We start from the raw sequence: 23796 nt of genomic DNA, 5'->3' as shown, positions 1-23796 counted from the left end.
ATTCCGGCCTGTCACCGTCCCCCGCGGCCGGCATCCGCGACGAGTTTGGCGGGACAGCCCGATATTTCTCGTCCACCGCTCCCTGTACCGGGGATTGAAACAATTGCTGAATTGCCTGTGAGGGGCTTAAGCAATCGCTTACACTGGCGTTGGATGATGTCTATAACCGAGTGTCTTCACACGCGTTATCGCAAACATGTGCACTTGAACCGAACGGTTCAGTAACTAGGTACTAGGTAACGGCGGTGTCTGCCAGGACAGGGCGGCACCGTATCCGACAGGCAAGGAGGGACCCGATGAGCAATTACGCGAATCTTCCCGCCCCCTCTCCGGAGCAGGGGCTGAACCGATATCTGCAGGAAATCCGCAAGTTCCCGATGCTGGAGCCTGAGGAAGAATACATGCTGGCCAAGCGCTGGGTCGATCACCAGGACAAGGAAGCCGCCCACAAGATGGTCACCAGCCACCTGCGTCTCGCGGCGAAAATCGCCATGGGCTATCGTGGCTACGGGCTGCCGCAGGCCGAGGTGATCTCGGAGGCGAATGTCGGCCTGATGCAGGCGGTCAAGCGGTTCGACCCGGAAAAGGGCTTCCGTCTTGCGACCTATGCGATGTGGTGGATCCGCGCCTCGATCCAGGAATACATCCTGCGCTCCTGGTCGCTGGTGAAGCTTGGAACCACTTCGGCACAGAAGAAGCTTTTCTTCAACCTGCGAAAGGCCAAGTCTCGCATCGGCGCGCTGGAAGAAGGCGACATGCGTCCCGAGAACGTGGCCAGGATCGCGACGGACCTCGGCGTGACCGAGAACGAGGTCATTTCCATGAACCGGCGCCTGTCCGGCGGCGACGCCTCGCTCAACGCGACCGTGGGTAGCGACGGCGACACCACGACGCAATGGCAGGACTGGCTGGAGGACGAGGATGCCAACCAGGCGGAGGCCTATGCCGAAAGCAACGAAATGTCCGTGCGCCGGGAGCTGCTTCTCGAAGCCATGGACGCCCTCAATGACCGTGAGAAGGACATCCTGACCCAGCGCAGGCTGGCGGAGCCGACGGTCACGCTGGAAGAGTTGTCCGGCCAGTACGACGTGAGCCGAGAGCGCATTCGCCAGATCGAGGTTCGCGCCTTCGAAAAGCTCCAGAAGCGGATGAAGGAACTGGCCCGTGAAAAGGGTGTGCTTCAGGTCGCCTGATCACGCCCTGTCAACACGACAGCAACCGGCCGCCCCCCCGGGCGGCCGTTTTTGCAGGATCCCCGCCAATCCCGCTGTCCGCAGCGCCGCCTTCTTAGGGCACTCCCGATGGGCAATCAGACCTGTCCCGTCAGATCGCCAGCGATCCAATGGGCTCGGATCCACCGCCATCCCCTTGACCGCAGGGCACCGATGTCTTGGCGCCGAAGCACGCAAACCGGATCGAGGCGGCTCCCCAAGTGTTGTGCGCGCGACTTGGCACACGGCGGCATGGCGCCCACCCGACAGATCCCCTATTGCTGACTCAAAGCCCTGAATTGTCGAGGGACCTGCCCCATGGCCAGCGCCACGTTTGCCCCCTTCCAGTACCGGACCTACCGGATGCTGTGGATAGCCTCGCTTGTGACCAACCTTGGCGGGATGATCCAGGGCGTGGGCGCGGGGTGGCTCATGGCATCCCTGACACCGAATCCTGCCATGGTGTCGCTGGTGCAGGGGTCAATCACCCTGCCGCTTGCGCTGCTGTCGCTTCTGGGTGGAGTTTTTGCCGACAATTACGAACGGCGAACGGTGATGCTCGCGGCACAGACCTTCATGCTGCTCACATCCGCCGCGCTTGCCGGACTGGCCTGGGCCGGGATGATCGGCCCATGGGGGCTGCTGGCCTTTACCTTCGCCATCGGGTGCGGGGCTGCGATGCACCTGCCCTCCTGGCAGGCGTCGGTCGGCGACCTGGTTCCTCGGGAGCACCTTCCGCAGGCGGTTATGCTGAACGGCATGGGCTTCAACCTGATGCGCAGCGCCGGTCCGGCCGTCGGTGGCCTTGTCGTGGCGGCGCTGGGTGCGGCAGCGGCCTTTGCCATCAACGCGATCACCTATGTGCCCGTCATCTTCGCCCTTGCCGGCTGGAAACCGACGCGCGAACCCGACCCGCTGCCCCGCGAACCGCTTGGCAGTGCCTTGCGCGCGGGCCTGCGGTATGCCTCGCTGTCGGCGGATCACCTGAAGATCCTCATCCGTGGCTCCGCATTCGGCTTCGCCGCGGTCTCGATCCTCGCGCTCATGCCCATCGTCGCGCGGGATCTGCTGCAAGGCACGGCGCTGACCTTCGGGATGATGCTCACCTGTTTCGGCATGGGCGCCGTGCTGGTCGCCCTGACCCTGCGGCGGGTCCGCGCCCGGTTCCAGAACGAGACCATCGTGCGCACTGCCTTCCTCGGCCTGGCGCTGGGGCTCTTCGGCGTGTCGCAATCCACCAATGTCGTGGCGACCGGCGCGGCGGCCTTCCTGACCGGGATCGCCTGGCAATCCGCGATGTCGCTGCTGAACGTCGCCACGCAGCTGTCGACACCGCGATGGGTGCTAGGCCGGGTCATGTCGATGTTCCAGGTCTTCACCTTCGGCGGCATGACACTTGGCAGCTATGTCTGGGGGCGGGTTGCCGAGGCCGGCGGCGTCGGGGTCGCGCTCCAATGCGCCGCAATTGCCTGTCTGGCAGGCGCCGCGATCGGCCTTGTCATGCGGCTGCCCGCCGAGAGACAGGGCAACCTCGATCCGCACGGGCGGTTCCGGGTCCCCGACGTGGAGCTCGACATCGACATGGAGAGCGGCCCGATCAAGGTGTCGGTCGAATTCGTGATCCCGGTGGCAAAGACCGATACCTTTCTTGAATTGATGGCGCACCGCCGCGTGATCCGGCTCCGCGACGGTGCGCATAGCTGGTCGCTCTACCGTGACCTCGCGCAGCCCGACCTGTGGCACGAGACCTACCGCGTGCCGACGTGGGCGGCCTACCTGCGCCACATGGCGCGGCGGACGACCACCGATGCGGAAAACTACGACCGCTTGTTGGCGTTGCACACGGGCGAAACGCCGCCACTGGCCAGGCGCTGGATCGAGCGTCCGGCAGACCCCGAACACGCACATGCCAAATCGCATCGCGCCTAGGGATGGCGCGACCGGCTTGCGCGGGACGACCGACGAGCCAGCCTGAAACCCGCAAAAGCCTTCAGGTGCGACGCACCGCAACATGGGCCAGCCCGACCGATGTGCCGCCCAATTGGCAGAGCGCCGCGTCCTCGCGACGCCCCTGTCATTCGCGGAGCGATATCAAGGCCTTCCCGTGATCACTCCTGAAGCACGTAGGTACCCGGAGCCGGACAGATCGGGGTGATCCCGGCTTCGGGCGCGCCGATGGCCCGGGCTGGCACCATGCCGTCGCGGCCCTTCGCGGTCAGGAAATCCACCCAGACCGGCCACCAGGATCCCTCCACCTTCTCGTGGTTCTCCACGAAGGTCGCGGGGTCCTCGAAATGCTCGTCGGCAGCCCGGTACCCCATGCGGAAGGATCGGCGCGCGTGGCCCGGCTCCGAAAGGATGCCAGAGTTGTGGCCGCCGGACGTCAGCACGAACGTCTGCTCGTTCTCGTTGAAGAGCCCGATCTTGTAGACCGATTTCCACGGCGCGATGTGGTCCTTCTCCGTGCCCAGAACAAAGAACGGCGCCTCGATGTCGCGCAGGGCGATGGCCCGTCCGTCGACCATGAAACGCCCGCCCGACAGACGGTTTTCGAGGAACAGGCCGCGCAGGTATTCCGAGTGCATCCTGGAGGGCATCCGGGTCGCGTCGACATTCCATGCGGAGATGTCGAACGGCCGCTCCTGCTCTCCCAGCAAGTAGCGGCGTATCGCCTTGGCCCAAATGAGATCCTCCGCGCGCAGCGCCTGAAACGCACCGGCCATCTGCTTCTGATCAAGGTAGCCCTGATCCCACATCATGTCCTCGAGGTAGGCAATCTGGCTCTCGTCGAGGAACATCATCACCTCGCCTGCCTCGGTGAAGTCGGTCTGGGCCGCGAGCAGCGTGACCGATGCCAGTCGTTCGTCGTTCTCGCGCCCCATGGTTGCCGCCGCAATCGACAGGATCGTGCCGCCGAGGCAGTAGCCACAGGCATGCACCTTCTCATCCGGCACGATGGCGCCCACCGTATCGAGTGCCGCCATGACACCCAGCCTGCGGTACGCATCCAGCCCGTATTCGGCAAAGCTGGCATCGGGATTCACCCAGGAGATCGCGAAGACCGTGAAGCCCTGCTCCACGAGGTACCTGATCAGCGAGTTCTTCTGGCTGAGGTCGAGGATGTAGTATTTCATGATCCAGGCCGGGACGATCAGGATCGGTTCCGGGTGCACCGCGCCGGTCGTCGGCGTGTACTGGATCAACTCCATCAACTCGTTGCGATACACGACCTCGCCCGGGGTGCAGGCGATGTTTTCGCCCACGGTGAACCCCTCCATTCGCTCCGGCTCGCCGGTCAGTTCCCGCGCCAGGTCGTCGGACAGGTTCCGGGCGCCGTCCACGAAGTTCTGACCCTGTGTTTCCAGCGTCTTACCAATGACCTCGGGGTTGGTCAGCGGGAAGTTCGAAGGCGCCAGCGCGTCAAGGACCTGCTGCGCCTGAAAAGCCACCCGGTCGGTCGACTTGTGGCGCATACCGCGCACTTCGGTGGTCGCAGCGCGCCACCAGTCCTCCACTGCCAGATAGCTTTGCTTCCAGACAGAGAACGGAGGACTGTCCCATCCCTCGTGCCGGAACCGGTTGTCACCCGGCCGGGGTTCGAAACCATCGCCCAACCCCATCATGCCGAGCCAGAATGTCTGGGTGTTGTCCAGCGCCCGCTCGACCAGTTCCTGCTGCCGCCCGGGCGCACGCGCGAGATGTTTGGCCCAGTCGGTCCAGGCGGCCTGCGACGCGTTGGGTGAGAGGCCGTTGGTCATCTGCGCCGACTTGGCTCGGATGGAACGGTCGAGGTTTTCATATCGCCGGTTTGCAGTGTTCGGCGCGTCGGTCTTCGGCGCTTTGTCCGCACGGGTTGGCCTGGCGGTCGTGTTTGCCGGCGTCCGGCCGGCCGTGGAGGTCACTTCGCCCTCCGCCGGGCGTTTGGCTGCGGATCTGCTCGTCGTCATGGCTACCTCGTTTCTTGTTCACTGCACGAAAGGCGCGACTCGCGCACGCCGCGATGCAGCAACACGGTTATCCTCCCGCGATCCAACGGTGTAACTGCGACCTACGCGCACCGTTAGCGCAACAATAAAACCGTTTTCGTGTAGCCGAAACCACTTCCCAAAGCGTTAAAAGTCCCATTTGACGATTTTGCTGCATGGCGGCGGGTCCAATGCTGCAGCGCCGTCTTTGACACTGGCCCGAAGGTGGAGGATGCTGGCCGCGACCGCCCGGGTCGACGTGCCTTCGACCGGGAAAATTGCCAAGAGAAGGATAATAACATGCGCGTGATCCGCTGGGGTATTCTGGGAGCTTCAAAGTTCGCACGGGAGCATATGGGGCCAGCCATCCACGCCGCCCGCGGCGCCAGGGTAGAGGCGCTTGCGACCTCCTCGCCGGACAAGGCCGCCGCTTTCGAAGCGCTTTTTCCGGGCATTCGGGTGCATCCGAGCTATGATGCGATGCTGGCCGATCCGCAAATCGACGCGATCTATATCCCGCTGCCCAATACCCTGCATGTCGAGTGGAGCCTGAAGGCGATGAAGGCCGGCAAGGCGGTCCTGTGCGAAAAGCCGATGACAATGGAGGCCACGGAGTTCGACAGCCTGATCGCGGCGCGGGATGCAGCCGGCGTCCTGGCGGCGGAGGCCTACATGGTTGTGCAACATCCGCAGTGGCTCCGGACGCGAGAACTGATTGCCGATGGCGCAATCGGTCCCCTGCACCAGGTTCACGGCGCTTTCTCCTACAACAACCGTGCGGATGTGAAGAACATCCGCAACCTGGCGGAGATGGGCGGCGGTGCGATCCGGGATATCGGCGTCTATCCCATCGGGACGACGCGGTTCGCCACCGGAGAGGAACCGGAAGAGATCAGCGCGCAGATCACCTATGAAAACGGGGTCGACGTGTTGTCGCGCACCCAAGCGCGTTTCCCGTCCTTCCACTTCTCGATGCTGCTGTCGACCCGGCTTGCCCCGTACCAGGAGATGACCTTCCACGGCGAAAGCGGCCTGTTGCGGCTGGCCTATCCGTTCAACGCCAATGTTCACGGGGAGGCGCGGCTCGACCTTATCCGCCCGGATGGCTCCATCCTGACAGAACGCTGGCCGGGGCTGAACCAATACGTGGTGCAGGTGGAAGCCTTCGGAGAGAGCCTGCGCGACGGCGTTCCCTACCCTTGCCCACTGGAGTTCAGCGTTGGCACACAGGTCATGATCGATCGCATGTTCGCCGCCGATCCGGGTTGATCGTTTGTCAGGCCGGTGGCGGCCGTAGGCGGGTATACCACTGCAAGGCGGACACCGGGCCGCACCCAAGAGGTGCTAGGTCAATGCGGATGGCAGCAGATACAGGCTCCGCGCGACCGAAACCCCAGCCGCCGCTCCTGCCGCGTGTGTTTGCACAATGCGACCAGCTGAACGGCGGCTCTGTCCATTGTTGCGATCGGGAATGCCCGCGCTGGCAGCGACCTTTGGGGCCGTTGATTGCCCGAGACAGCCGGGTACATTGGGCACGAGACAGCGGAGCGCACGCAATGCAAAACGAGAAAATTGACGGCCGTCTGCACGGCCCGCAGCCCGACCCGGGAAGCGAAGACCCGATACTGCTGCGGATCGTCTACATGCTCATCATCTACTTCATGTTGGGCATTGCCAGCACGGTGCTGATGGTCGCCACCATCGTCCAGTTGGTGATCATGCTGATCAACAACCGGGAACCGAACGAGCGGCTGGCCGATTTCGGCACGGATCTTGGCATCTGGATCGCCAAGGCCGCGCGCTACCAGACCGCCGCCAGCGAAGTGAAACCCTGGCCTTGGACGGACCTGGATTGAGCCAGCACGACGGCGCGTCGCATCCTAGCGGCCATGCGTTATCCGCGAGTGCAGCCAGGCACGATAGGCCGTGTAGCCTTTCGTGTTCGCAACCGTGCGACTCGCCGCCGGCATCGCCTTGAACTGCTCCAGCGTCACACCTTTCACAAACGACAGCTTCAGCCGGATGTAGACATCGTAGCAGTGATCGACCTCGTGCCGCGACAGGATGCGTTCCAATGCGGCATCCGAACAGACGGAATAGAGGGCAAAAAGCTCCTCGCGATAGGTTGTCATCGTTTCGACCTCATCGGTGTGGGGTCGCTCGGGAATGATTTGAGCCGCCTGAATCGAACTGGCGGGAACAGGAATTGCGAGACAGGCTCCAAATACTACCGAGAAGAGGCACGATCTTGACATGGCAAGAACTCCTTCTCTGAATGGTGAAACGATACCACATTTTGGCCCGCACGCCCAAAGTTTGTTTTTTTGAAGCCCCCGTTTCCCGCCGCCGCCCCAAGTACTCGTGGCACACGGCCAGGTGCCAATTGCCGGCATTCGGAAACACCTTCACACCCCTGTTCTGCATGGTTGCCAGCGCGCAGGTTGGTTTGACTTGGCCACGGCAGACAGGTTCCGTTTCAAGGCCTTATCGGCATGTCTCTGCAAGCCCGGCGGGGCCTGACGAACAGGGAAGCAGACGACGCAGGATCGCCTGTGGGCCGGAGCGGCCGCCGAGGCAGAGTTCATCCTCGGCGGCGAAACCGGACCGTTCATACATCCGTCACACCGCCGGGCAGGCGCAGTTCATGGCCAGCACCAGCCCGCCGGCTTGTCCGAGAGCAACACCCCCTACCAACGGGCAATTCACAGTCGAGGGAACTGCCCCGATGCCGATGCTCGTTCGTATCTTGTTCGTCTTGGACAGACGCGGACACCTCACGCCATCCCATGACGCCGGATGGTTGCCGTGCCCATGAAGATGACCATGACGCACGGAGGCTATACCCGCGCCGCAGTTCGCAGGGGAAGCGAGCCGGGCTGGTGGCGCGGCGTCAGCCCTCCATCGCTTCAAGCTGATCGATGAACCCGGAAATCATGCTGAGCCCCTTGTCCCAGAACTTCGGATCGCTCGCATCGAGCCCGAAGGGGGCCAGAAGCTCCTTGTGATGCTTGGAGCCGCCGGCGCGGAGCATGTCGAAGTACTTTTCCTGAAAGCCCGCGTCGCCCTCTTCGTAGACGGCATAGAGCGCGTTCACCAGACCATCCCCGAAGGCATAGGCATAGACGTAGAACGGCGAATGCACGAAATGCGGGATGTAGGACCAGAAGGTCTCGTAGCCTTCCATGAAAGAGAATGCCGGGCCGAGGCTCTCGCCCTGAACGGACATCCAGAGCGCGTTGATGTCCTCCGGTGTCAGCTCGCCCTTGCGGCGGGCGTCGTGCAACTTGCACTCGAAGTCGTAGAACGCGATCTGGCGGACAACGGTGTTGATCATGTCCTCCACCTTGCCGGCCAGCAACACCTTGCGCTGCGCCTGGTCGGTTGCGTCATCAAGCAGCTTGCGGAACGTCAGCATCTCGCCAAAGACGCTGGCGGTCTCGGCCAGTGTCAGCGGCGTCGCCGACAGCAGTTCGCCCTGCCCCGCAGCCAGCACCTGGTGCACGCCATGGCCAAGCTCGTGGGCCAGCGTCATCACGTCCCGCGGCTTGCCGAGGTAGTTGAGCATCACGTAGGGGTGGACCTCGGCCACAGTGGGATGCGCAAAGGCGCCCGGTGCCTTGCCCGGTTTCACGCCGGCATCGATCCAGCCCCGGGTGAAGAACGGCTCCGCGATCTCGGCCATTTTCGGGCTGAACCCGGAATAGGCCGACATGACGGTGTCCCGCGCCTGTTGCCAGTCGACAATGCGGGTGTCTTCCATGGGCAGCGGCGCGTTGCGGTCCCAGACCTCGAGCGTGGAGAGCCCGAGCCACTTGCGTTTCAGGTCGTAGTATCGGTGCGACAGCTTGGGATAGGCCGCGACAACCGCATCACGCAGCGCCTCAACCACCTCCGGCTCGACCTGGTTGGACAGGTGGCGGCCCGTCTGCGGGCTCGGCATGCCGCGCCAACGGTCCTCGATCTCCTTCTCCTTGGCGAGGGTATTGTGAACGCGGGCGAAGAGCTTGATGTTGGCGCCGAAAACACGCGCCAACTCCCGAGAGGCGGCTTCGCGAATAGACCGGTCCTGCTCGGTGAGGAAATTCAGGGTGGTTTCAAGGTTGCAGGTCTCGCCCTTCACCTCGAATTCCAGCCCGGCCATGGTCTCGTCGAACAGGCGGTTCCAGGCGGAGGCCCCGACCGTCGACTGGTCGTGAAGGAACTTCTCCAACTCGTCGGACAGTTGGTAGGGCTTCATCGCGCGCAACTTGTCGAAGATCGGCTTGTAGCGATACAGATCCGCGTTTTCGTTCATCAGCAGGTCGAGCCGGTCATCTTCGATCCGGTTCAGTTCCAACGTGAAGAACACCAGCGGCGTGGTGAAATTGGTGATCGTTTCCTGGCAGTTTCCGAGGAACTGCGCCCGCTCACCGTCGGTGGTGTTCTGGTAGTACCGCAACCCGGCAAAGGACATGATGCGGCCGGCGATCACGTCGATCTTCTCGTAGCGCAGGACGCATTCGAGCAGTTCCGCATGTCCGAGCGAGGACAGCTTGCCCTCGAAATCCTCGGCAAAGCTCAGGCAGGCCTGCTCCAGCCAGTCGAGATCGCGCTTCAACTCCGGCGCGTCCGGGCTGGCGTAGAGATCGCCAAGATCCCATTCCGGCAGGTCGCCGAACCCGGCCTGACCGGCGATATCGGTGTCGAACACGGGACGGGGCTGATACTCTGTCATGTTGGAACCTCTTTTGTGCTTGGCCCAATAAAGGGAGTCTCGGCGGGGGCTTCAAGCGGTGGTTTCGCGTTGCGTGGGATTGCGGCGCAGATTTGACCTGCGGCTCCGCAGGCGTGGTGGCCGTGAAGAGTCTCCAGCCGGGGAAGCACGCAGGGTGCGCGGGGTCGGGGCGCCTGTCAGTCGAACTCCGCGAGCCGCGCGACGTAGCGGGCAAGCGTGTCGATTTCGAGGTTGATGCGGTCGCCAATCGCGACACGGCCCCAGGTGGTGACTTCCTTGGTGTGCGGGATGAAATTGATACCGAAATCGCAGCCATCGACCTCGTTCACCGTCAGGGACGTACCGTCGAGCGCCACCGATCCCTTGGGGGCGATGAACTTCGCCAGCGCTTCCGGGGCACGGAATGTCACGCGGGTGCTGTCGCCCTCGTCGGTCATGGCAACTACCTCGGCGACGCCATCCACATGTCCGGAGACGATATGCCCCCCCAGCTCGTCACCCACCTTGAGCGCGCGCTCAAGGTTGATCCGGCCGCCCTCGGCCCAATCGCCGATATTGGTCTTCGAAATGGACTCTGCCGAGATATCAACCGCGAACCAGTCGTCGCCCTTGTCCACCACCGTCAGGCAGACTCCACTGCAGGCGATCGATGCGCCCAGGTCCACGCCAGCCATGTCGTATGCGGTTCCGATCCGTGCGCGCAGGTCGCCGCGCCGCTCCAGTTGCCTGATTTCGCCCAGGTCGGTGACGATTCCGGTGAACATCTGCGGATCTCCATTGCTTTCTCTCAACGCAGGTATCCCCGGTGCGCAAATCGGGCAAGGGGAAAGCGTGCGGCGGGATACCACGCCCAGCTTCCGCCCCATTCCCGGCATGAAAGGCTGGCATTCTGGTGCGGATCGGCGAAACTGCGCCGGAGCGCCAGAATGGAATCGAATTGACGGCACCGCACAATCCCCCACACGCGGATCCCACGTCCGGCGCCCGGCTCGCGCAGAGCCGGCGGTTCCTGTTCCTTCAGGGGCCTCACGGTCCCTTCCTGGCAACCCTCGGCGACATGCTTCGTGCCGCGGGCGCGGAGGTCTGGCGCGTCGGGTTCAATGCCGGAGACGCGGCCTACTGGCCCGACACGTCCAGCTACATCGCCTTTGACGCGCCCCAGAGCACCTGGCCGGAGACCTGTGCCGCGCTGCTGCGGGACAAGGCGATCACCGATATCGTGCTCTATGGCGACACCCGGCCAATCCACGCCGTGGCGGTCACGATTGCGAAGGCAGCCGGGCTGACCGTCCATGTGTTCGAGGAAGGGTACTTGCGGCCGTACTGGGTCACCTACGAGCGTGGCGGATCGAACGGAAACTCGCGGCTGATGGACCTTTCCGTCGAGACGATGCGGGAAACACTTGCGGAATCGGATCTCGACCTGCCGGACACGCCGACCCATTGGGGCGACACCCGGCAGCATGTCTGGTTCGGCGCGCTCTACCATTGGCATGTCATGTTCCGAAACCGGCGCTACACCCACTTCCGCCCACATCGTGCGCTGCCGGTCACGCGGGAGTTCGTGCTCCACCTGAACCGGCTATTGAGCATGCCGTTTCACTATCTCGACCGGCAGATCGCGACCCGGCGGATCGTCCGGGCTGGTTATCCCTACCACCTCGCTCTCCTGCAACTGGAGCATGACAGCTCCTTTCAGCACCACAGTCCATTCGAGACCATGGGTGACTTCCTCGAAGTCTGCATCGCAGGGTTCGCGAAGGGTGCGCCCCGCCACCACCACCTTGTTTTTAAGGCCCATCCTCTGGAAGACGGACGCACACCGCTCCGCCAGAACATCCGCCGCCTCGCGGCGCAACACGGGGTGTCGGACCGGGTTCACCACGTCCGCGGCGGCAAGCTCGCGGCGCTCCTCGACCATGCCCGCAGCGCGGTCACCGTCAACTCGACGGCCGGGCAGCAGGTGCTCTGGCGTGGCCTGCCGATCAGGGTGTTCGGGACGTCGGTCTATGCCAAGCCCGAGTTTGTCTCGACCCAGCCGCTGGCGGAATTCTTCGCCCACCCCAAACGCCCCGACAGCCGCGCCTATCGCGACTATCGCTCCTACCTGCTGGAGACGTCGCAGGTGACGGGCGGGTTCTACTCCGGCGGCGGGCGGCGGCGGCTGATGCGGCAGGTTGTCGACATGATCCTCGCGCCCCAGGACCCCTACGAGGCGCTGGCAACCGGAAATGCCGCGCCGAGGCACCAGCTTCGGGTGGTCAAGTAGCAGGCGTTGTGGCGGAAATCCGTTCCGCAAAGCACGGCCCGGCCAGGCAGGTGCAAGGGGCAAGGCACGGCATACCCGCACATTGCCGCGCGATCCGTGGATTGGGTGATGGAGGCGCTTCCGCCAGCAACGCCCAAGTTGTTGCTCCTGCAAAGCCCGCCCGGCAACGGCGCCAACCACCGCCCCAACACGCCTGCCGAAAGCTGTGACCGGACGTCCGTGTCGGGTCCCGAACGTCAACCTCGGCACCCGCCTCCAGCCTGCCTCGCTGGGCCAGGAATCGGCTGCGAGACCACCCGGAGCCACCGCGTCCTGCGGGCAACACTCCGAATCGGGTGCAAGCCCACACTTCCTTTTTTGCCGTCGCCCTGTAGGGTTGAACGCAAAACTTGAGGCAGAAATCCGTCAAGGAGCCCGAGCAGTGAATACCAAGACATCCCGCTGGGCCAAATTGCTGGCTCTGTGCCTTGCTGCGTCCATTGTAAGTGGATGCGCCTTGCCGCGGTCCGGTCCGGGCAAGAAAGAGATCTTTTCCGGATCCGTACTCGAAGACGGTGATGCGTTTGTCGTCTCTGTCAATGATCGCGTGACCCGCGCTACCTCCGTGACCCCGATACTCGGGTTTTCCAGCGATTTTTTGAAGGCCGGACTGGTCGGGTCCGACACGATCCGGCCTGGCGACACCCTTGGCCTGACGGTCTGGGAGAACGTGGATGACGGGCTGCTGGCCGATCAGGGCCAGGTCGCCACGCGCCTCGAAGAGGTGCAGGTGGACGGCAGCGGCTTCATCTTCGTGCCCTACGCAGGCCGCATCAAGGCATCCGGCAACACCCCGGAGCGCCTGCGCCAGATCATCACCGAGAAACTCGACGCCCAGACACCCGACCCGCAGGTGCTTGTCACCCGGCTCGCCGGGGACGGCGCATCGGTCTCCGTTGTCGGCGGGGTCGCCGAACAGGGGGTGTTCGCCATCGAACGCCCGACCCGAACCCTCAGCGCCATGATCGCTCGCGCAGGCGGGCTTACGATCCCCAACGAGATCGCGCAGATCAACGTCGTCCGTGGCGGCGCGAAGTCCAAGGTCTGGTTCGACGACCTCTATGCCGATCCGCGACTCGATATCGCCCTTCGCGGCGGCGACAAAATCCTCATCCAGGAAGACACCCGCGCTTTCTCCGTTCTGGGCGCCACCGGCACCCAGAACCGGGTGCGGTTCGAGACACAGACGCTCAGCGCCATCGAAGCGATCGCACAAGTGGGCGGGCTGAATTCCAACCTCGCCGATCCAACCGGCGTCTTCATCTTCCGCAACGAGCCGGAAGCCATTGCCAGGGCCGTGCTTGGCCGCAATGACCTGGTTGGCGACCAGCGGTTGGTCTACGTGCTGGACCTCACCGAACCGACGGGCATGTTCGAAGCCCGCGACTTCGCCATCCGCGACGATGACACGCTCTACGTCACCGAAGCGCCCTTCGTGCAATGGCAGAAGACGCTTTCGGCGATCACCGGCACCCTTAACCCATTGGCCAACTACTCGACACTGGCCAGATAGGGGTCGCGTGAACGACCGCAGCATCGACACGGCCGCCGTGGACTCCCAGCCACGGCGGCTTTTCGTTTTCAACGGTGGTTTCCTGAACCGCCGCATCCGGCGCATCCTGATGCTGTCGGGCTGGCAGGTGACAAACGGGCGGCCCGGGCCGGACGATTGGGTTGGCGTCTGGGGGCGCAGCCCGACCTCGGGACGGGGGGAGCAGGTGGCGCAGAAATGCGGGGCCCGCATCCTGCGGATCGAGGATGCCTTCCTGCGGTCCATCCGCACCGGCCGCGATGGCGAGGCTCCCATCGGGTTGCAACTTGACCGCACAGGCGTCCATTTCGACAGCGCCACCCCGTCGGACCTCGAAACGCTGCTGGCCAGCCACCCGCTGGACGACACACCACTGCTGGATCGTGCGCGCACGGCAATGGCGCGGATCAGGGCCATCGGGCTCAGCAAGTACAACGCCTTCGACCCCGATCTGGCGCCGCCGGCGCCGGGCTATGTACTGGTCGTGGACCAGACCGAGGGCGATGCCTCGATCCGTCACGGCGGCGCCTCCGCCACCAGCTTCCGGGAAATGCTGACGGCTGCGCAGATCGACCATCCCGGCGCGCGGATCATCTTGCGAACCCATCCGGAAACCGCCGCAGGTCATAGAAAGGGCCACTTTGGCCGCGAGCCCCTGCCCGAACAGGTTTCGCTGCTGGAGGCCCCGGTGTCGCCACATGCACTGCTGGACGGCGCCACGGCGGTGTACACTGTCAGTTCCCAGATGGGGTTCGAGGCGATCCTGGCGGGCCACCGTCCGCATGTCTTTGGCCAACCGTTCTATGCCGGTTGGGGCCTGACAGAGGACGACCGCCCGGTCGACCGGCGCCACCGGCACCTGACCCGCGCGCAGCTTTTTGCCGCCGCCATGATCCTGCACCCGACCTGGTACGATCCCTGGCGCGACCGCCTGTGCGCGCTGGAAGATGTGATCGACGGGATGGAGGCACGCGTCCGCGCCTTCAGGGAGGACCGGCGGGGTTATACCGCGACTGGCATGCGGCTGTGGAAACGCGCGCCGCTGCGTCGGTTCTACGGACAGGGCGGGGGGGTGCGCTTTGCCTCCTCTAACGTGGCGCAGAGCGGGCGCCCGGTGCTGGCGTGGGCGAGCCGCATCCCCGAGGGGCTGCCAGAAGAATCCACCCGCGCGCATGTTCCCCTGTTTCGGGCCGAGGATGGTTTCCTCCGATCCAAAGGGCTGGGCGCCGAGCTTGTACCGCCGATGTCGCTGGTGGCCGACGACCTCGGGATCTACTACGACCCCGGCCACGAAAGCCGCCTGGAACAGCTTGTCGGATCGTCGGCAGGGCTTCCGGACTGGGACATCGCGCGGGCTGAACGCCTGATCACCCGCCTGACAACGGCGCGCCTGAGCAAGTACAATATCGGCAGCGCCCAAATACCTGATCTGCCGACCGGGCACCGGATCCTGGTGCCGGGACAGGTCGAAGACGATGCCTCCATCCGTCTGGGCTGTGGCGAGGTCCGCACCAACCTTGCCCTTCTGGACGCCACGCGGGCTGCCAACCCGACCTCCGTTGTCATCTACAAGCCCCACCCGGATGTCGAGGCAGGCCTTCGGAACGGCGCTGTACCTGCCGAACAGCTCGCGGAGCTGGCTGACGTCGTTGTCCGGGGATGCAACCCGATCCCGCTCATCGAGGCCGTGGACGAGGTCTGGACCCTGACGTCACTGCTGGGGTTCGAGGCATTGTTGCGCGGTCGTCAGGTGACCTGCCTGGGCATGCCGTTTTATGCCGGCTGGGGCCTGACACGGGATCATGGCGCCGCGCCGGATCGGCGAATGGCCCGGCCAACACTTGCGGGATTGGTTCACGCGGCGCTCATCGCCTATCCCCGCTATCACGACCCGGTCACCAACACCCCCTGCCCGGTCGAGGTGATCGTCGACAGGCTGGAACACGGGCAGGTCGCGGGCGGTGGCCCGGCAAACCGCGCCCTTTCGAAGCTTCAGGGTGTTTTCGCCAGCCTTGCCCCGCTCTGGCGGTGACACTCTGGGCTGTCAGAGCCCTTCCGCGCCGGGCATGCGACAGTGCAACGGACGCGCCGAGAACCATGGCGTGAAGGTCACGCAGCCCCTGCGGCACGCCACAGCGCCATCACATCCGGTCCGACCTGCTGGACCCGATCCAGCACGAAGCGAGGAGCCCTGTCCAGCGACGTCAGGCCGAGGGCACCAAGACCGGGCAGACCATCGGCGCCCAGCCCAAGCCCGGCGGAAAAGGCAACCAAATCATCCACGAGGCCCGCGGCCAGCACACTTCCAGCGAGGCGACCACCGCCTTCGCAATAGACACGGGTCAGGCCCGCGCCTCCCAGCGCCTGAAACATGGCCACCGGATCAAGCGCATTGTCTGGCCCGGTGGGCACCTCGAACAGCCGCGCGCCACGGTTGCGCCACCTCTCGCGTCGATCCGGCGGCGCGTCGGGTCCGTGACAGATCCAGACCGGCGCCACGTCCAGTTCGCGGAACAGCTTGCTGTCGACCGGCAAGTCGAGCGGTGCCGAGGCGATGACCCGCGTGGGCTGCCGGGCAAGACCAAGACCGCGCACAGTGAGCGACGGGTCATCGACGCGCGCCGTCCCGCCACCGACCAACACGGCGTCATGGCGCGCCCGCTGGGCATGAACCATGCGCCGGGCCTCCGGCCCCGTGATCCACTGGCTTTCGCCCGTCGCGGTGGCGATGCGACCGTCGAAGGAACTGGCGAGCTTGAGGGTCAGCTGCGGACGCCCGCACTGGATACGACTCAGGAAGCCTGCATTGGCGCGGCGCGCCTCGGCCTCCATCAGGCCGGTTTCCACCGCGATCCCGGCGGCACGCAGGCGGGCAAGACCGCCCCCGTCGACGCGCGGATCAGGATCCCTGAGCGCAGCGACCACACGGGCCACGCCGGCAGCCACCAACGCCTCCGCGCAGGGCGGTGTCTTGCCGTGATGCGCACAGGGCTCCAACGTGACGTAGACCGTTGCCCCGCGCGCCGCACCTCCGGCCTGCGCAAGCGCCACCGGCTCGGCATGCGGTCGGCCTCCGGGCTGGGTCCAGCCGCGCCCGACAACGATGCCATCCCTGACGATCACGCAGCCCACCGCCGGGTTGGGCCAGACTTTGCCCAATCCCCGCCGCCCGAGGGCCAGCGCCATCGCCATGAACCGGCGATCGGATGTCATCGGATTACTCCTGCGGACCTTCGGGGGGGCGCAGCTCGCTGACGAACTTGTCGAAATCGTCCGCGGCCTGGAAGTTCTTGTAAACGCTTGCGAAACGGACATAGGCCACGGTGTCGATCCGGGCCAGCGCCTCCATCACAATCTCGCCGATGGTCTTGGAGGGGATATCGGTCTCCCCCATGCTCTCCAGCCGACGCACGATGCCAGAGATCATCTGGTCCATGCGCTCGGGCTCGACCGGGCGTTTCTGCAACGCGATGCGGATCGAGCGCTCCAGCTTGTCGCGGTCGAAATCCTCGCGGCGGCCGTTGGACTTGATGACCACGAGGTCGCGCAATTGCACGCGCTCGTAGGTGGTGAAGCGGCCGCCACAGGCCGGACAGAACCGCCGTCGGCGGATCGCCACGTGGTCCTCTGCAGGCCGGGAATCCTTCACCTGCGTATCGACGTTACCGCAAAACGGGCAGCGCATCCTGTCCCCTCTCGTCTCTGCTCCTGGGGGATACTTCCCCTCTTGTTGCTACGACTATAGGGGGCCGCCCATGGCTTGGGTAGAGGATTTATCCACATACACTATCTTGGTGTTGCCCTTCCGACTCTCACGCGAAATGGACGGCAACCTGACGGCGATGCGGACGGTCGCGATGCTCGAAAAGGTAGATCCCCTGCCAGGTGCCCAGCCGCATCCGGCCCTCGAAAACCGGGATCGAAAGCGTGACCGGAAGCAGGGCCGATTTGATATGCGCGGGCATGTCGTCGGGACCTTCATAGGTGTGACGAAGATAGCGCATGGAGGGGTCGCTGGACGGTGGCACAAGCCGCGAAAAGAAGGCCGTCAGGTCCGTGCGCACCTCGGGGTCGGCGTTTTCCTGAATGGCAAGGGATGCGGAAGTGTGGCGCACCAGCAAAGTCAGAAGACCAGCGGCAGCTCCCTGCCCTTCGAGCCACCCCTGGACGTCGCGTGTGAACTCGTACAGCCCCGGCCCCCAGGTCTCGATTTCGAGCAATGTCTGCATTTCAACCTGTTCCCTGCTCAGAACAATCCCCGGCCACGGAACCGCTGGATACTGTCACGGCACATGGCGTAGCCATGGGAGGCGCGCAAGTTGTATCCGACCTTGCTGATCGAGACCGAGTACCCCTGCTCCGCGGCAGACAGCTCCGCCACCTCCGGGTATTTGACATAGGTGAAGATTACGGATGTCCGCCCGGGGCGAACCTCGCTAGGCCCCATTCCACGCATCACGTAGACCCGGGTCGCGCCCGCCTGCCCCTTCTTCCATCGCACGAAGTCGCCGGCTGCACACCAATAGTCCGAAGGTCCCGCCGTGGCTTTCTGAAAGACCTCGAATACGCCGTCCCGCGCCGGGTTTGCCTCTGCCTGCATGCGGTTTTCCGCCCAGTACATCCTTGCCACCGCAGAGGTTGCACCAAGGCAGAGCAATGCGACGAGTGCGAGCCGAAAACACTGTTTCATGCGATGCTTCCTCTCTGGGGCTTCAGACGCAGATCAGTCCGACCGGCTGCACAGTCCCCGGGCGTGACCGACGCTCCGGTTGAGCCCTGCGCGGCGGGGGTATTGCAAGATGCTTCCGCCCCATGGCGTTCGCGCATCGGGGCCGAGCAGGACAAACTCCATCGACTGGCGGCCGGGCGTCGTCGGGCTGGGACCGAGCGGACGGGTCATCACCATCCTGTCGTTGTTGCGGGCATTCAGTCGGACATGCGAAAACTCACCGGCCGCGCACATGTAGTCGGCCCCCGTCGACCCCGCCCGTCCGAAGACCTCGAACCCCTGCGCGGTGCCCGTGACGGCGATATTGTTGCCGTCGGAATAGCGCTGCACGGCCTGCGCCTCTGCGGCCGGACCGGTCAGTCCCACAAGGCCGATTGCGGCGACGGCCGAGGCCACGAATACGAAGCGTCTCATTCCGTTTCCTCCCGGGATCCGAGGTCGGCAGTTGGCCGCCCTTCTTGCGCACAAGGATGCCAAGGCAGCCCCGGCACCACAATCGGAAACCGCGCGCCGGTGGCAACCTGAGGCAGGTCGAGCGATGCTTGTGGCGCATTGGGCGACGTTGCAGGCACCGGCACCCGGTTCAACTTGGCGACGTAATCCTCTGAATTTGAAAGGCAACCTTTCGCGCGATGATGTCTTCTCGAGGCATATCCATCGGCACAATCGCATAGCGTCGGCGTGGATCCCAGCAGCGAAGATTCCACGGCCAATGCGCGCGCGTGGGAAACCGGGTGCGCCGGAAGTGTCTCTCCCGCCAGCGAAGTCGCACCACCCACGAATAGGAAAAGGCGCGCCGAGATCGGCGCGCCATTGACGTGGTTTCGAAGATATCAACTTGGCAGAGCGAGGGGCGATCGCCCCTCAAACAAATCTAGCCAAAAAGACGATCCCCCTGTTCGTCGATCAGGGATTTCGCCTTCTGCGTCGTGATGTTCCGCGCATCCTCTTCAGAATTGCAGACATCGGCGCGAATGAGCTGATGGCTCCGGGTTTCTCCCTCGTCCACCTTTTCGATCCTGGCGGCGACACGGAAGCCGGCGGCCTCCTTGATCGGCTCGACGTAGATCAGGAACCCCTTGTAGCTCTCTGGCTCGGCCTCCGGCTTCGGGCTTCCGCCAAAGAGCTTCTTGAAGAGCGACATCTGTCCGCCTTCCCTTCTTTATTGGTCGAGGAAGCTGCGCAGCTTGCGCGAGCGGCTCGGATGCTTGAGCTTCCGAAGCGCCTTCGCCTCGATCTGCCGGATCCGCTCACGGGTCACGCTGAACTGCTGGCCGACCTCTTCAAGCGTGTGGTCTGTGTTCATGCCGATACCGAAACGCATCCGCAGAACCCGCTCCTCGCGCGGGGTGAGCGAGGCGAGAACCCGTGTCGTCGTCTCCTTCAGGTTTTCCTGAATGGCGGAGTCGAGCGGCAGGACGGCATTCTTGTCCTCGATGAAATCGCCAAGCTGGCTGTCCTCCTCGTCGCCGATCGGCGTTTCGAGGCTGATCGGTTCCTTGGCGATCTTCATCACCTTGCGAACCTTCTCCAGCGGCATCTGCAGCTTTTCTGCCAATTCCTCCGGCGTCGGCTCGCGGCCAATCTCGTGCAGCATCTGGCGACCGGTACGGACCAACTTGTTGATCGTTTCGATCATGTGGACCGGGATCCGGATCGTGCGGGCCTGATCCGCGATGGAACGGGTGATGGCCTGACGGATCCACCACGTCGCGTAGGTGGAGAACTTGTAGCCGCGGCGGTACTCGAACTTGTCGACGGCCTTCATCAGGCCGATGTTGCCTTCCTGAATGAGATCAAGGAATTGCAGCCCGCGGTTGGTGTATTTCTTGGCAATCGAGATCACCAGGCGCAGGTTGGCCTCGACCATTTCCTTCTTGGCCTGACGCGCCTCTTTCTCACCCTTCTGAACCTGCTGCACGATGCGGCGGAACTCGGGGATGTCGACGCCGATATAGGTACCGACCTGTGCCATTTCGTTCCGCAGTTCGCCCACCTTGTCGGAAGAGCGCTCGAAGAACGCGGCCCAGCCCCGGCCGGGCTTCTCGGTCATCCGCTCCATCCACGTCGGGTCCAGCTCGTAGCCCTTGTAGGCCTCGATGAACTCCCGGCGGTTGATGCGGGCCTGATCGGCCAGCTTCACCATGTTGCTGTCGATCGACATGATCCGGCGGTTGATGCCGTATAGCTGGTCGATCAACGCCTCGATCCGGTTGTTGTGCAAGTGAAGCTCGTTCACCAACTCGACGATTTCGGCCCTGAGTTTCTGGTAGGTCGCTTCCTCCTGCGCGGAGAAAGTGCCGTCCTCGTTCAGGGTGGCCGACATCCGCGCGTCCTGCATTTCCTCCAGGTCGGAGAAATCGCGGGCAATGCGGTCGAGGATTTCCAGAACCTTCGGCTTCAGCGCGGCTTCCATGGCCGCAAGCGACATGTTCGCCTGTTCTTCCTCTTCCTCGTCGTCATCGTCGGCCTTGATGACATTGCCGTCGGCGTCGTACTCGGGCTCGTTCGACTTCTGGGCCGGCTTGGCCTCGACGTTCAGGTTCTCGACAACCGGCTCGTCCGCGGCATCGTCATCGTCCCCTTCCAGCCCGCTGCCGAAAGTGGTTTCGAGGTCGATCACGTCGCGGAGAAGGATCTCCTCGGAAAGGAGTTCGTCGCGCCAGATGGTGATGGCCTGGAAGGTCAGCGGGCTCTCGCAGAGCCCGGCGATCATCGTGTTGCGTCCAGCCTCGATGCGCTTGGCGATCGCGATCTCGCCCTCGCGGGAGAGCAGCTCCACCGAGCCCATCTCGCGCAGGTACATCCGCACCGGGTCGTCGGTGCGGTCGAGTTTCTCGGTCTCCGTGGTGGCAACGGTGACTTCGCGGGAGGTCGAGGTTTCCACGACCTCGGTGGAGCCCGACTTCTTGTCGCTCTCGTCCTCTTCGGTTTCCTCGGCCTCGATCACGTTGATGCCCATCTCGGAGAGCATCGACATCACGTCCTCGATCTGTTCGGAGGACACCTGTTCGGGCGGCAGGACCGTGTTGAGCTGATCGTAGGTGATGTAGCCCTTTTCGCGGGCTTCGGCGATCATCTTCTTGACCGCAGCCTGCGACATGTCGAGCGTGATTTCCTGCTCGGAGTCGTCGGATTTGCGGTCTTCGGTGTCCTTGGCAGCCATTTAGAACTCCTGTCTCGCGGGAGAATGATTCGTTTCGCGGCGAATCAATACGAATCATTAGCGCAGGATCAGCGCAATTCCACCCGACTTACCCATCAGCGCCGGGAATGGAAAGATCCCCGGAAGTTGTATCATTCCGTCTGACCGTCCGATTTGCCCCGCGTCGGGAAACCGATCGAGTCAAGCAGTGCGTCCAGTCCCGAGCGTTCGTCCCGATCCAGCCGGGCCCCGTTCTCGGCAATATCGAACTCTGCCCTGTCGCCATCATTGCTCAACGACGACACCTGCCTGGCCTGCGCCGAGAGGCTCAACCGGTGGTCGATCCATTCCTCGGGCGCCTCGGCAAAGCCCGCCATCGCCTCCTCGATCTCGCTCCGTGATCCGCGCAGGTCGGACAGTTTGGCGATTTGCTCGGACAGGCACAGGCGCGCAATCGTGACGTCGCCGGGCTTTCGCACCGACGGGGCCAGTGAAACATGGCTAGAGGACAGCAGCCTTTCAAGGGGCGCAAGCCCAAGCCGTTCCCCAATGGCGGCCTCGATATCCTCTTGCGTTGCATCCGGGTCACAGGTCAGCAAGGCGCCGGCGATGGCCGCGTGGCCCTCACCGTGGAACTCCATCTCCTCCAGCACATGGGTGAATTCGGACAGGAGAATGGGTGTATGGATCAACGTCACGAGGATCACGGCTTCCCGCAGGGCCGCCGTCGCCGCCTCGTCGGCGCCTACAAACATCGAGGCGCGTGTGCTCTGCACAGGGCTTGCCGCCGGCTTGATACCGCGCCGCCGGTCCTGCCACGATCCCTTTCGCTGGCCGCCCTGGGTGCCGAAACCGCCCCGTTGCTCCTGTGCGTCTCCCTGCCCGGGCCCGTGCCCGAAACCGAACAGCCGCGAGCGAAGCTGGCGCATTTCCTCGGCATAGTGGTTGCGGATGCCCGGGTCCTTGATCTTGCGGATAACCGCGCGCAGCGCCTTGTCCAGCGCCGCCCGTCGCTCCGGGCTGTCGAGCACCTTGCCCTCCGTCTCACGGCGCCAGAGCAGGGACACCATCGGTTGCGCGCCTTCGAGCAACTCCCGCATCGCCTCAGGCCCCTTGGCCTTCAGAAGGTCGTCGGGGTCCTGCCCGTCCGGCAATATGCAGAAGCGCAGCGATTGCCCGGCTTCGAGCAACGGCAGCGCCACGTCGATCAGGCGCATGGCCGCGCGCAGGCCGGCCGTGTCGCCATCCAGCGCGATGACGGGTTCGGGATGAATTCGCCACATCAGCCGCAACTGGTCCTCGGTGATCGCGGTGCCAAGCCCCGCCACCGTGGCCCCGAACCCCGCCTCGCTGAGGGCAATCACGTCCATGTATCCCTCGGCCACAAGGAGCGGCTGGCCCTTGCCCGCCGCCTCCCGCGCCGGACCGTGGTTGTACAGGCTGCGCCCCTTGTCGAAGAGCTCCGTCTCCGGCGAGTTCAGGTATTTCGCGTTGTCGTTGGGATCCATGGCACGTCCGCCGAAGGCGATCGCGCGCCCGCGCGCATCCCGGATCGGGAACATGATCCGGTTGCGGAAGGTGTCATAGGGTTGCCGGCCCTTGTCGGAGGGCTTCGCCAGTCCGCAGCCCAGGATCAGGTCCGGCGCCACCCCCTTGCCGGTCAGGTGGTCCCAGAGCCCCTGCCAGCCATCGGGCGCAAAGCCGATCTCCCACCGCTCTAGCGCTGACGGTGACAACCCACGGGCTTCGGTCAGGTATCGCCGCGCATTCCCCGCCGCCCCGGTTTGCAATTGCAGGCGAAAGAACTGAACCGCCTGCTCCATGACCTCCGCAAGCTGGCTGCGCCGATCCGCCTTTTCCCTGGCCTTGGGATCGCGGGCGGGCATCTGCATGCCCGCCTCCTGCGTCAGGATCTCGATCGCTTCCATGAAGCCGACGTTTTCGGTTTCCTGGACGAACCTGATCGCGTCGCCCTTCTCGTGGCAGCCGAAGCAATAGTAGAACCCTTTCCGGTCATCCACATGAAAAGAAGCGGTTTTTTCCTGATGGAATGGGCACGGCGCCCAGAGGTCGCCCTTCGCCTGGTTGGACTTGCGTGCATCCCACACGACCTTGCGCCCCACGACCTGCGCAAGCGAGGTGCGGGAGCGTAGCTCGTCAAGGAATCCGGGAGGCAGGGACATTGGATGAATA

General features: G+C 64.1%; 19 protein-coding genes. 7 read left to right on the top strand and 12 right to left on the bottom strand.

Annotated features, from left to right (window positions below; genetic code table 11):
• Positions 1-296: 296 nt before the first annotated feature.
• Complete coding sequence (gene rpoH / locus CLV78_RS00705) at positions 297-1193, top strand: RNA polymerase sigma factor RpoH (protein ID WP_106202859.1); 897 nt, start codon at positions 297-299, stop codon at positions 1191-1193.
• Positions 1194-1529: 336 nt separating this feature from the next.
• The gene (locus tag CLV78_RS00700; RefSeq protein WP_106202858.1) at positions 1530-3140 is read left to right on the top strand and encodes an MFS transporter; all 1611 of its coding nucleotides are present in this window, start codon (positions 1530-1532) and stop codon (positions 3138-3140) included.
• Positions 3141-3319: 179 nt separating this feature from the next.
• Here the strand turns inward: CLV78_RS00700 and CLV78_RS00695 are convergent, their stop codons facing one another.
• On the bottom strand, positions 3320-5158 hold the full coding sequence (locus CLV78_RS00695) for a PHA/PHB synthase family protein (RefSeq protein WP_106202857.1): 1839 nt from the start codon (positions 5156-5158) through the stop codon (positions 3320-3322).
• 318 nt (positions 5159-5476) lie between these two features.
• Between CLV78_RS00695 and CLV78_RS00690 the strand changes: the two genes are divergently transcribed.
• Positions 5477-6445, top strand: coding sequence for a Gfo/Idh/MocA family protein (locus tag CLV78_RS00690; RefSeq protein ID WP_106202856.1), 969 nt, complete (start codon positions 5477-5479; stop codon positions 6443-6445).
• A gap of 287 nt (positions 6446-6732) precedes the next feature.
• Positions 6733-7032 carry a DUF4389 domain-containing protein gene (locus tag CLV78_RS00685; RefSeq protein WP_106202855.1) on the top strand — a complete coding sequence of 100 codons (300 nt, stop codon included), beginning with the start codon at positions 6733-6735 and terminating at the stop codon, positions 7030-7032.
• A gap of 24 nt (positions 7033-7056) precedes the next feature.
• Here CLV78_RS00685 and CLV78_RS00680 read toward each other — a convergent pair whose 3' ends face one another.
• From CLV78_RS00680 to CLV78_RS00670, 3 genes are all read right to left on the bottom strand, one after another.
• The gene (locus CLV78_RS00680; RefSeq protein ID WP_106202854.1) at positions 7057-7308 is read right to left on the bottom strand and encodes a hypothetical protein; all 252 of its coding nucleotides are present in this window, start codon (positions 7306-7308) and stop codon (positions 7057-7059) included.
• A gap of 758 nt (positions 7309-8066) precedes the next feature.
• Entirely contained in the window at positions 8067-9890 is a 1824-nt protein-coding gene (locus tag CLV78_RS00675) for a M3 family oligoendopeptidase (protein ID WP_106202853.1), read from the bottom strand.
• A 176-nt stretch (positions 9891-10066) separates the two neighbouring features.
• The gene (locus CLV78_RS00670) at positions 10067-10654 is read right to left on the bottom strand and encodes a riboflavin synthase (RefSeq protein ID WP_106202852.1); all 588 of its coding nucleotides are present in this window, start codon (positions 10652-10654) and stop codon (positions 10067-10069) included.
• Positions 10655-10899: 245 nt separating this feature from the next.
• On the opposite strand from CLV78_RS00670, the gene CLV78_RS00665 reads away from it, so the two are divergent.
• The 3 genes from CLV78_RS00665 to CLV78_RS00655 all read left to right on the top strand — a co-directional run bounded on the left by CLV78_RS00665 (position 10900) and on the right by CLV78_RS00655 (position 15761).
• The gene (locus tag CLV78_RS00665; protein ID WP_483860568.1) at positions 10900-12159 is read left to right on the top strand and encodes a capsule biosynthesis protein; all 1260 of its coding nucleotides are present in this window, start codon (positions 10900-10902) and stop codon (positions 12157-12159) included.
• A gap of 421 nt (positions 12160-12580) precedes the next feature.
• Positions 12581-13711, top strand: a complete 1131-nt coding sequence (locus CLV78_RS00660; RefSeq protein ID WP_106202851.1) for a polysaccharide biosynthesis/export family protein — start codon at positions 12581-12583, stop codon at positions 13709-13711.
• A 7-nt stretch (positions 13712-13718) separates the two neighbouring features.
• Positions 13719-15761 carry a capsular polysaccharide biosynthesis protein gene (locus CLV78_RS00655; protein ID WP_245924795.1) on the top strand — a complete coding sequence of 681 codons (2043 nt, stop codon included), beginning with the start codon at positions 13719-13721 and terminating at the stop codon, positions 15759-15761.
• 77 nt (positions 15762-15838) lie between these two features.
• Here the strand turns inward: CLV78_RS00655 and ribD are convergent, their stop codons facing one another.
• From ribD to dnaG, 8 genes are all read right to left on the bottom strand, one after another.
• Positions 15839-16942 carry a bifunctional diaminohydroxyphosphoribosylaminopyrimidine deaminase/5-amino-6-(5-phosphoribosylamino)uracil reductase RibD gene (gene ribD, locus CLV78_RS00650; RefSeq protein ID WP_106202850.1) on the bottom strand — a complete coding sequence of 368 codons (1104 nt, stop codon included), beginning with the start codon at positions 16940-16942 and terminating at the stop codon, positions 15839-15841.
• A 4-nt stretch (positions 16943-16946) separates the two neighbouring features.
• Positions 16947-17414 (bottom strand): transcriptional regulator NrdR, encoded by a 468-nt coding sequence (gene nrdR / locus CLV78_RS00645; protein ID WP_106202849.1) that lies wholly within the window; start codon positions 17412-17414, stop codon positions 16947-16949.
• Positions 17415-17541: 127 nt separating this feature from the next.
• Positions 17542-17958 (bottom strand): secondary thiamine-phosphate synthase enzyme YjbQ, encoded by a 417-nt coding sequence (locus tag CLV78_RS00640; RefSeq protein ID WP_106202848.1) that lies wholly within the window; start codon positions 17956-17958, stop codon positions 17542-17544.
• 17 nt (positions 17959-17975) lie between these two features.
• Positions 17976-18419 (bottom strand): hypothetical protein, encoded by a 444-nt coding sequence (locus CLV78_RS00635; RefSeq protein ID WP_106202847.1) that lies wholly within the window; start codon positions 18417-18419, stop codon positions 17976-17978.
• Between the two features lie 33 nt (positions 18420-18452).
• Positions 18453-18872, bottom strand: coding sequence for a hypothetical protein (locus CLV78_RS00630; RefSeq protein WP_106202846.1), 420 nt, complete (start codon positions 18870-18872; stop codon positions 18453-18455).
• A 460-nt stretch (positions 18873-19332) separates the two neighbouring features.
• The gene (locus CLV78_RS00625) at positions 19333-19602 is read right to left on the bottom strand and encodes an HlyU family transcriptional regulator (RefSeq protein ID WP_106202845.1); all 270 of its coding nucleotides are present in this window, start codon (positions 19600-19602) and stop codon (positions 19333-19335) included.
• An 18-nt stretch (positions 19603-19620) separates the two neighbouring features.
• Positions 19621-21624 carry an RNA polymerase sigma factor RpoD gene (gene rpoD, locus CLV78_RS00620; protein ID WP_106202844.1) on the bottom strand — a complete coding sequence of 668 codons (2004 nt, stop codon included), beginning with the start codon at positions 21622-21624 and terminating at the stop codon, positions 19621-19623.
• A gap of 131 nt (positions 21625-21755) precedes the next feature.
• On the bottom strand, positions 21756-23786 hold the full coding sequence (gene dnaG, locus CLV78_RS00615) for a DNA primase (protein ID WP_106202843.1): 2031 nt from the start codon (positions 23784-23786) through the stop codon (positions 21756-21758).
• Between the last annotated feature and the right edge of the window lie 10 nt (positions 23787-23796).

It is taken from the genome of Aliiruegeria haliotis (genome assembly GCF_003003255.1).
Classification (GTDB): Bacteria; Pseudomonadota; Alphaproteobacteria; order Rhodobacterales; family Rhodobacteraceae; genus Tropicimonas; species Tropicimonas haliotis.
Note: the sequence above shows the minus strand (reverse complement) of the source record. Positions and strands in the feature narration are given on the sequence as shown.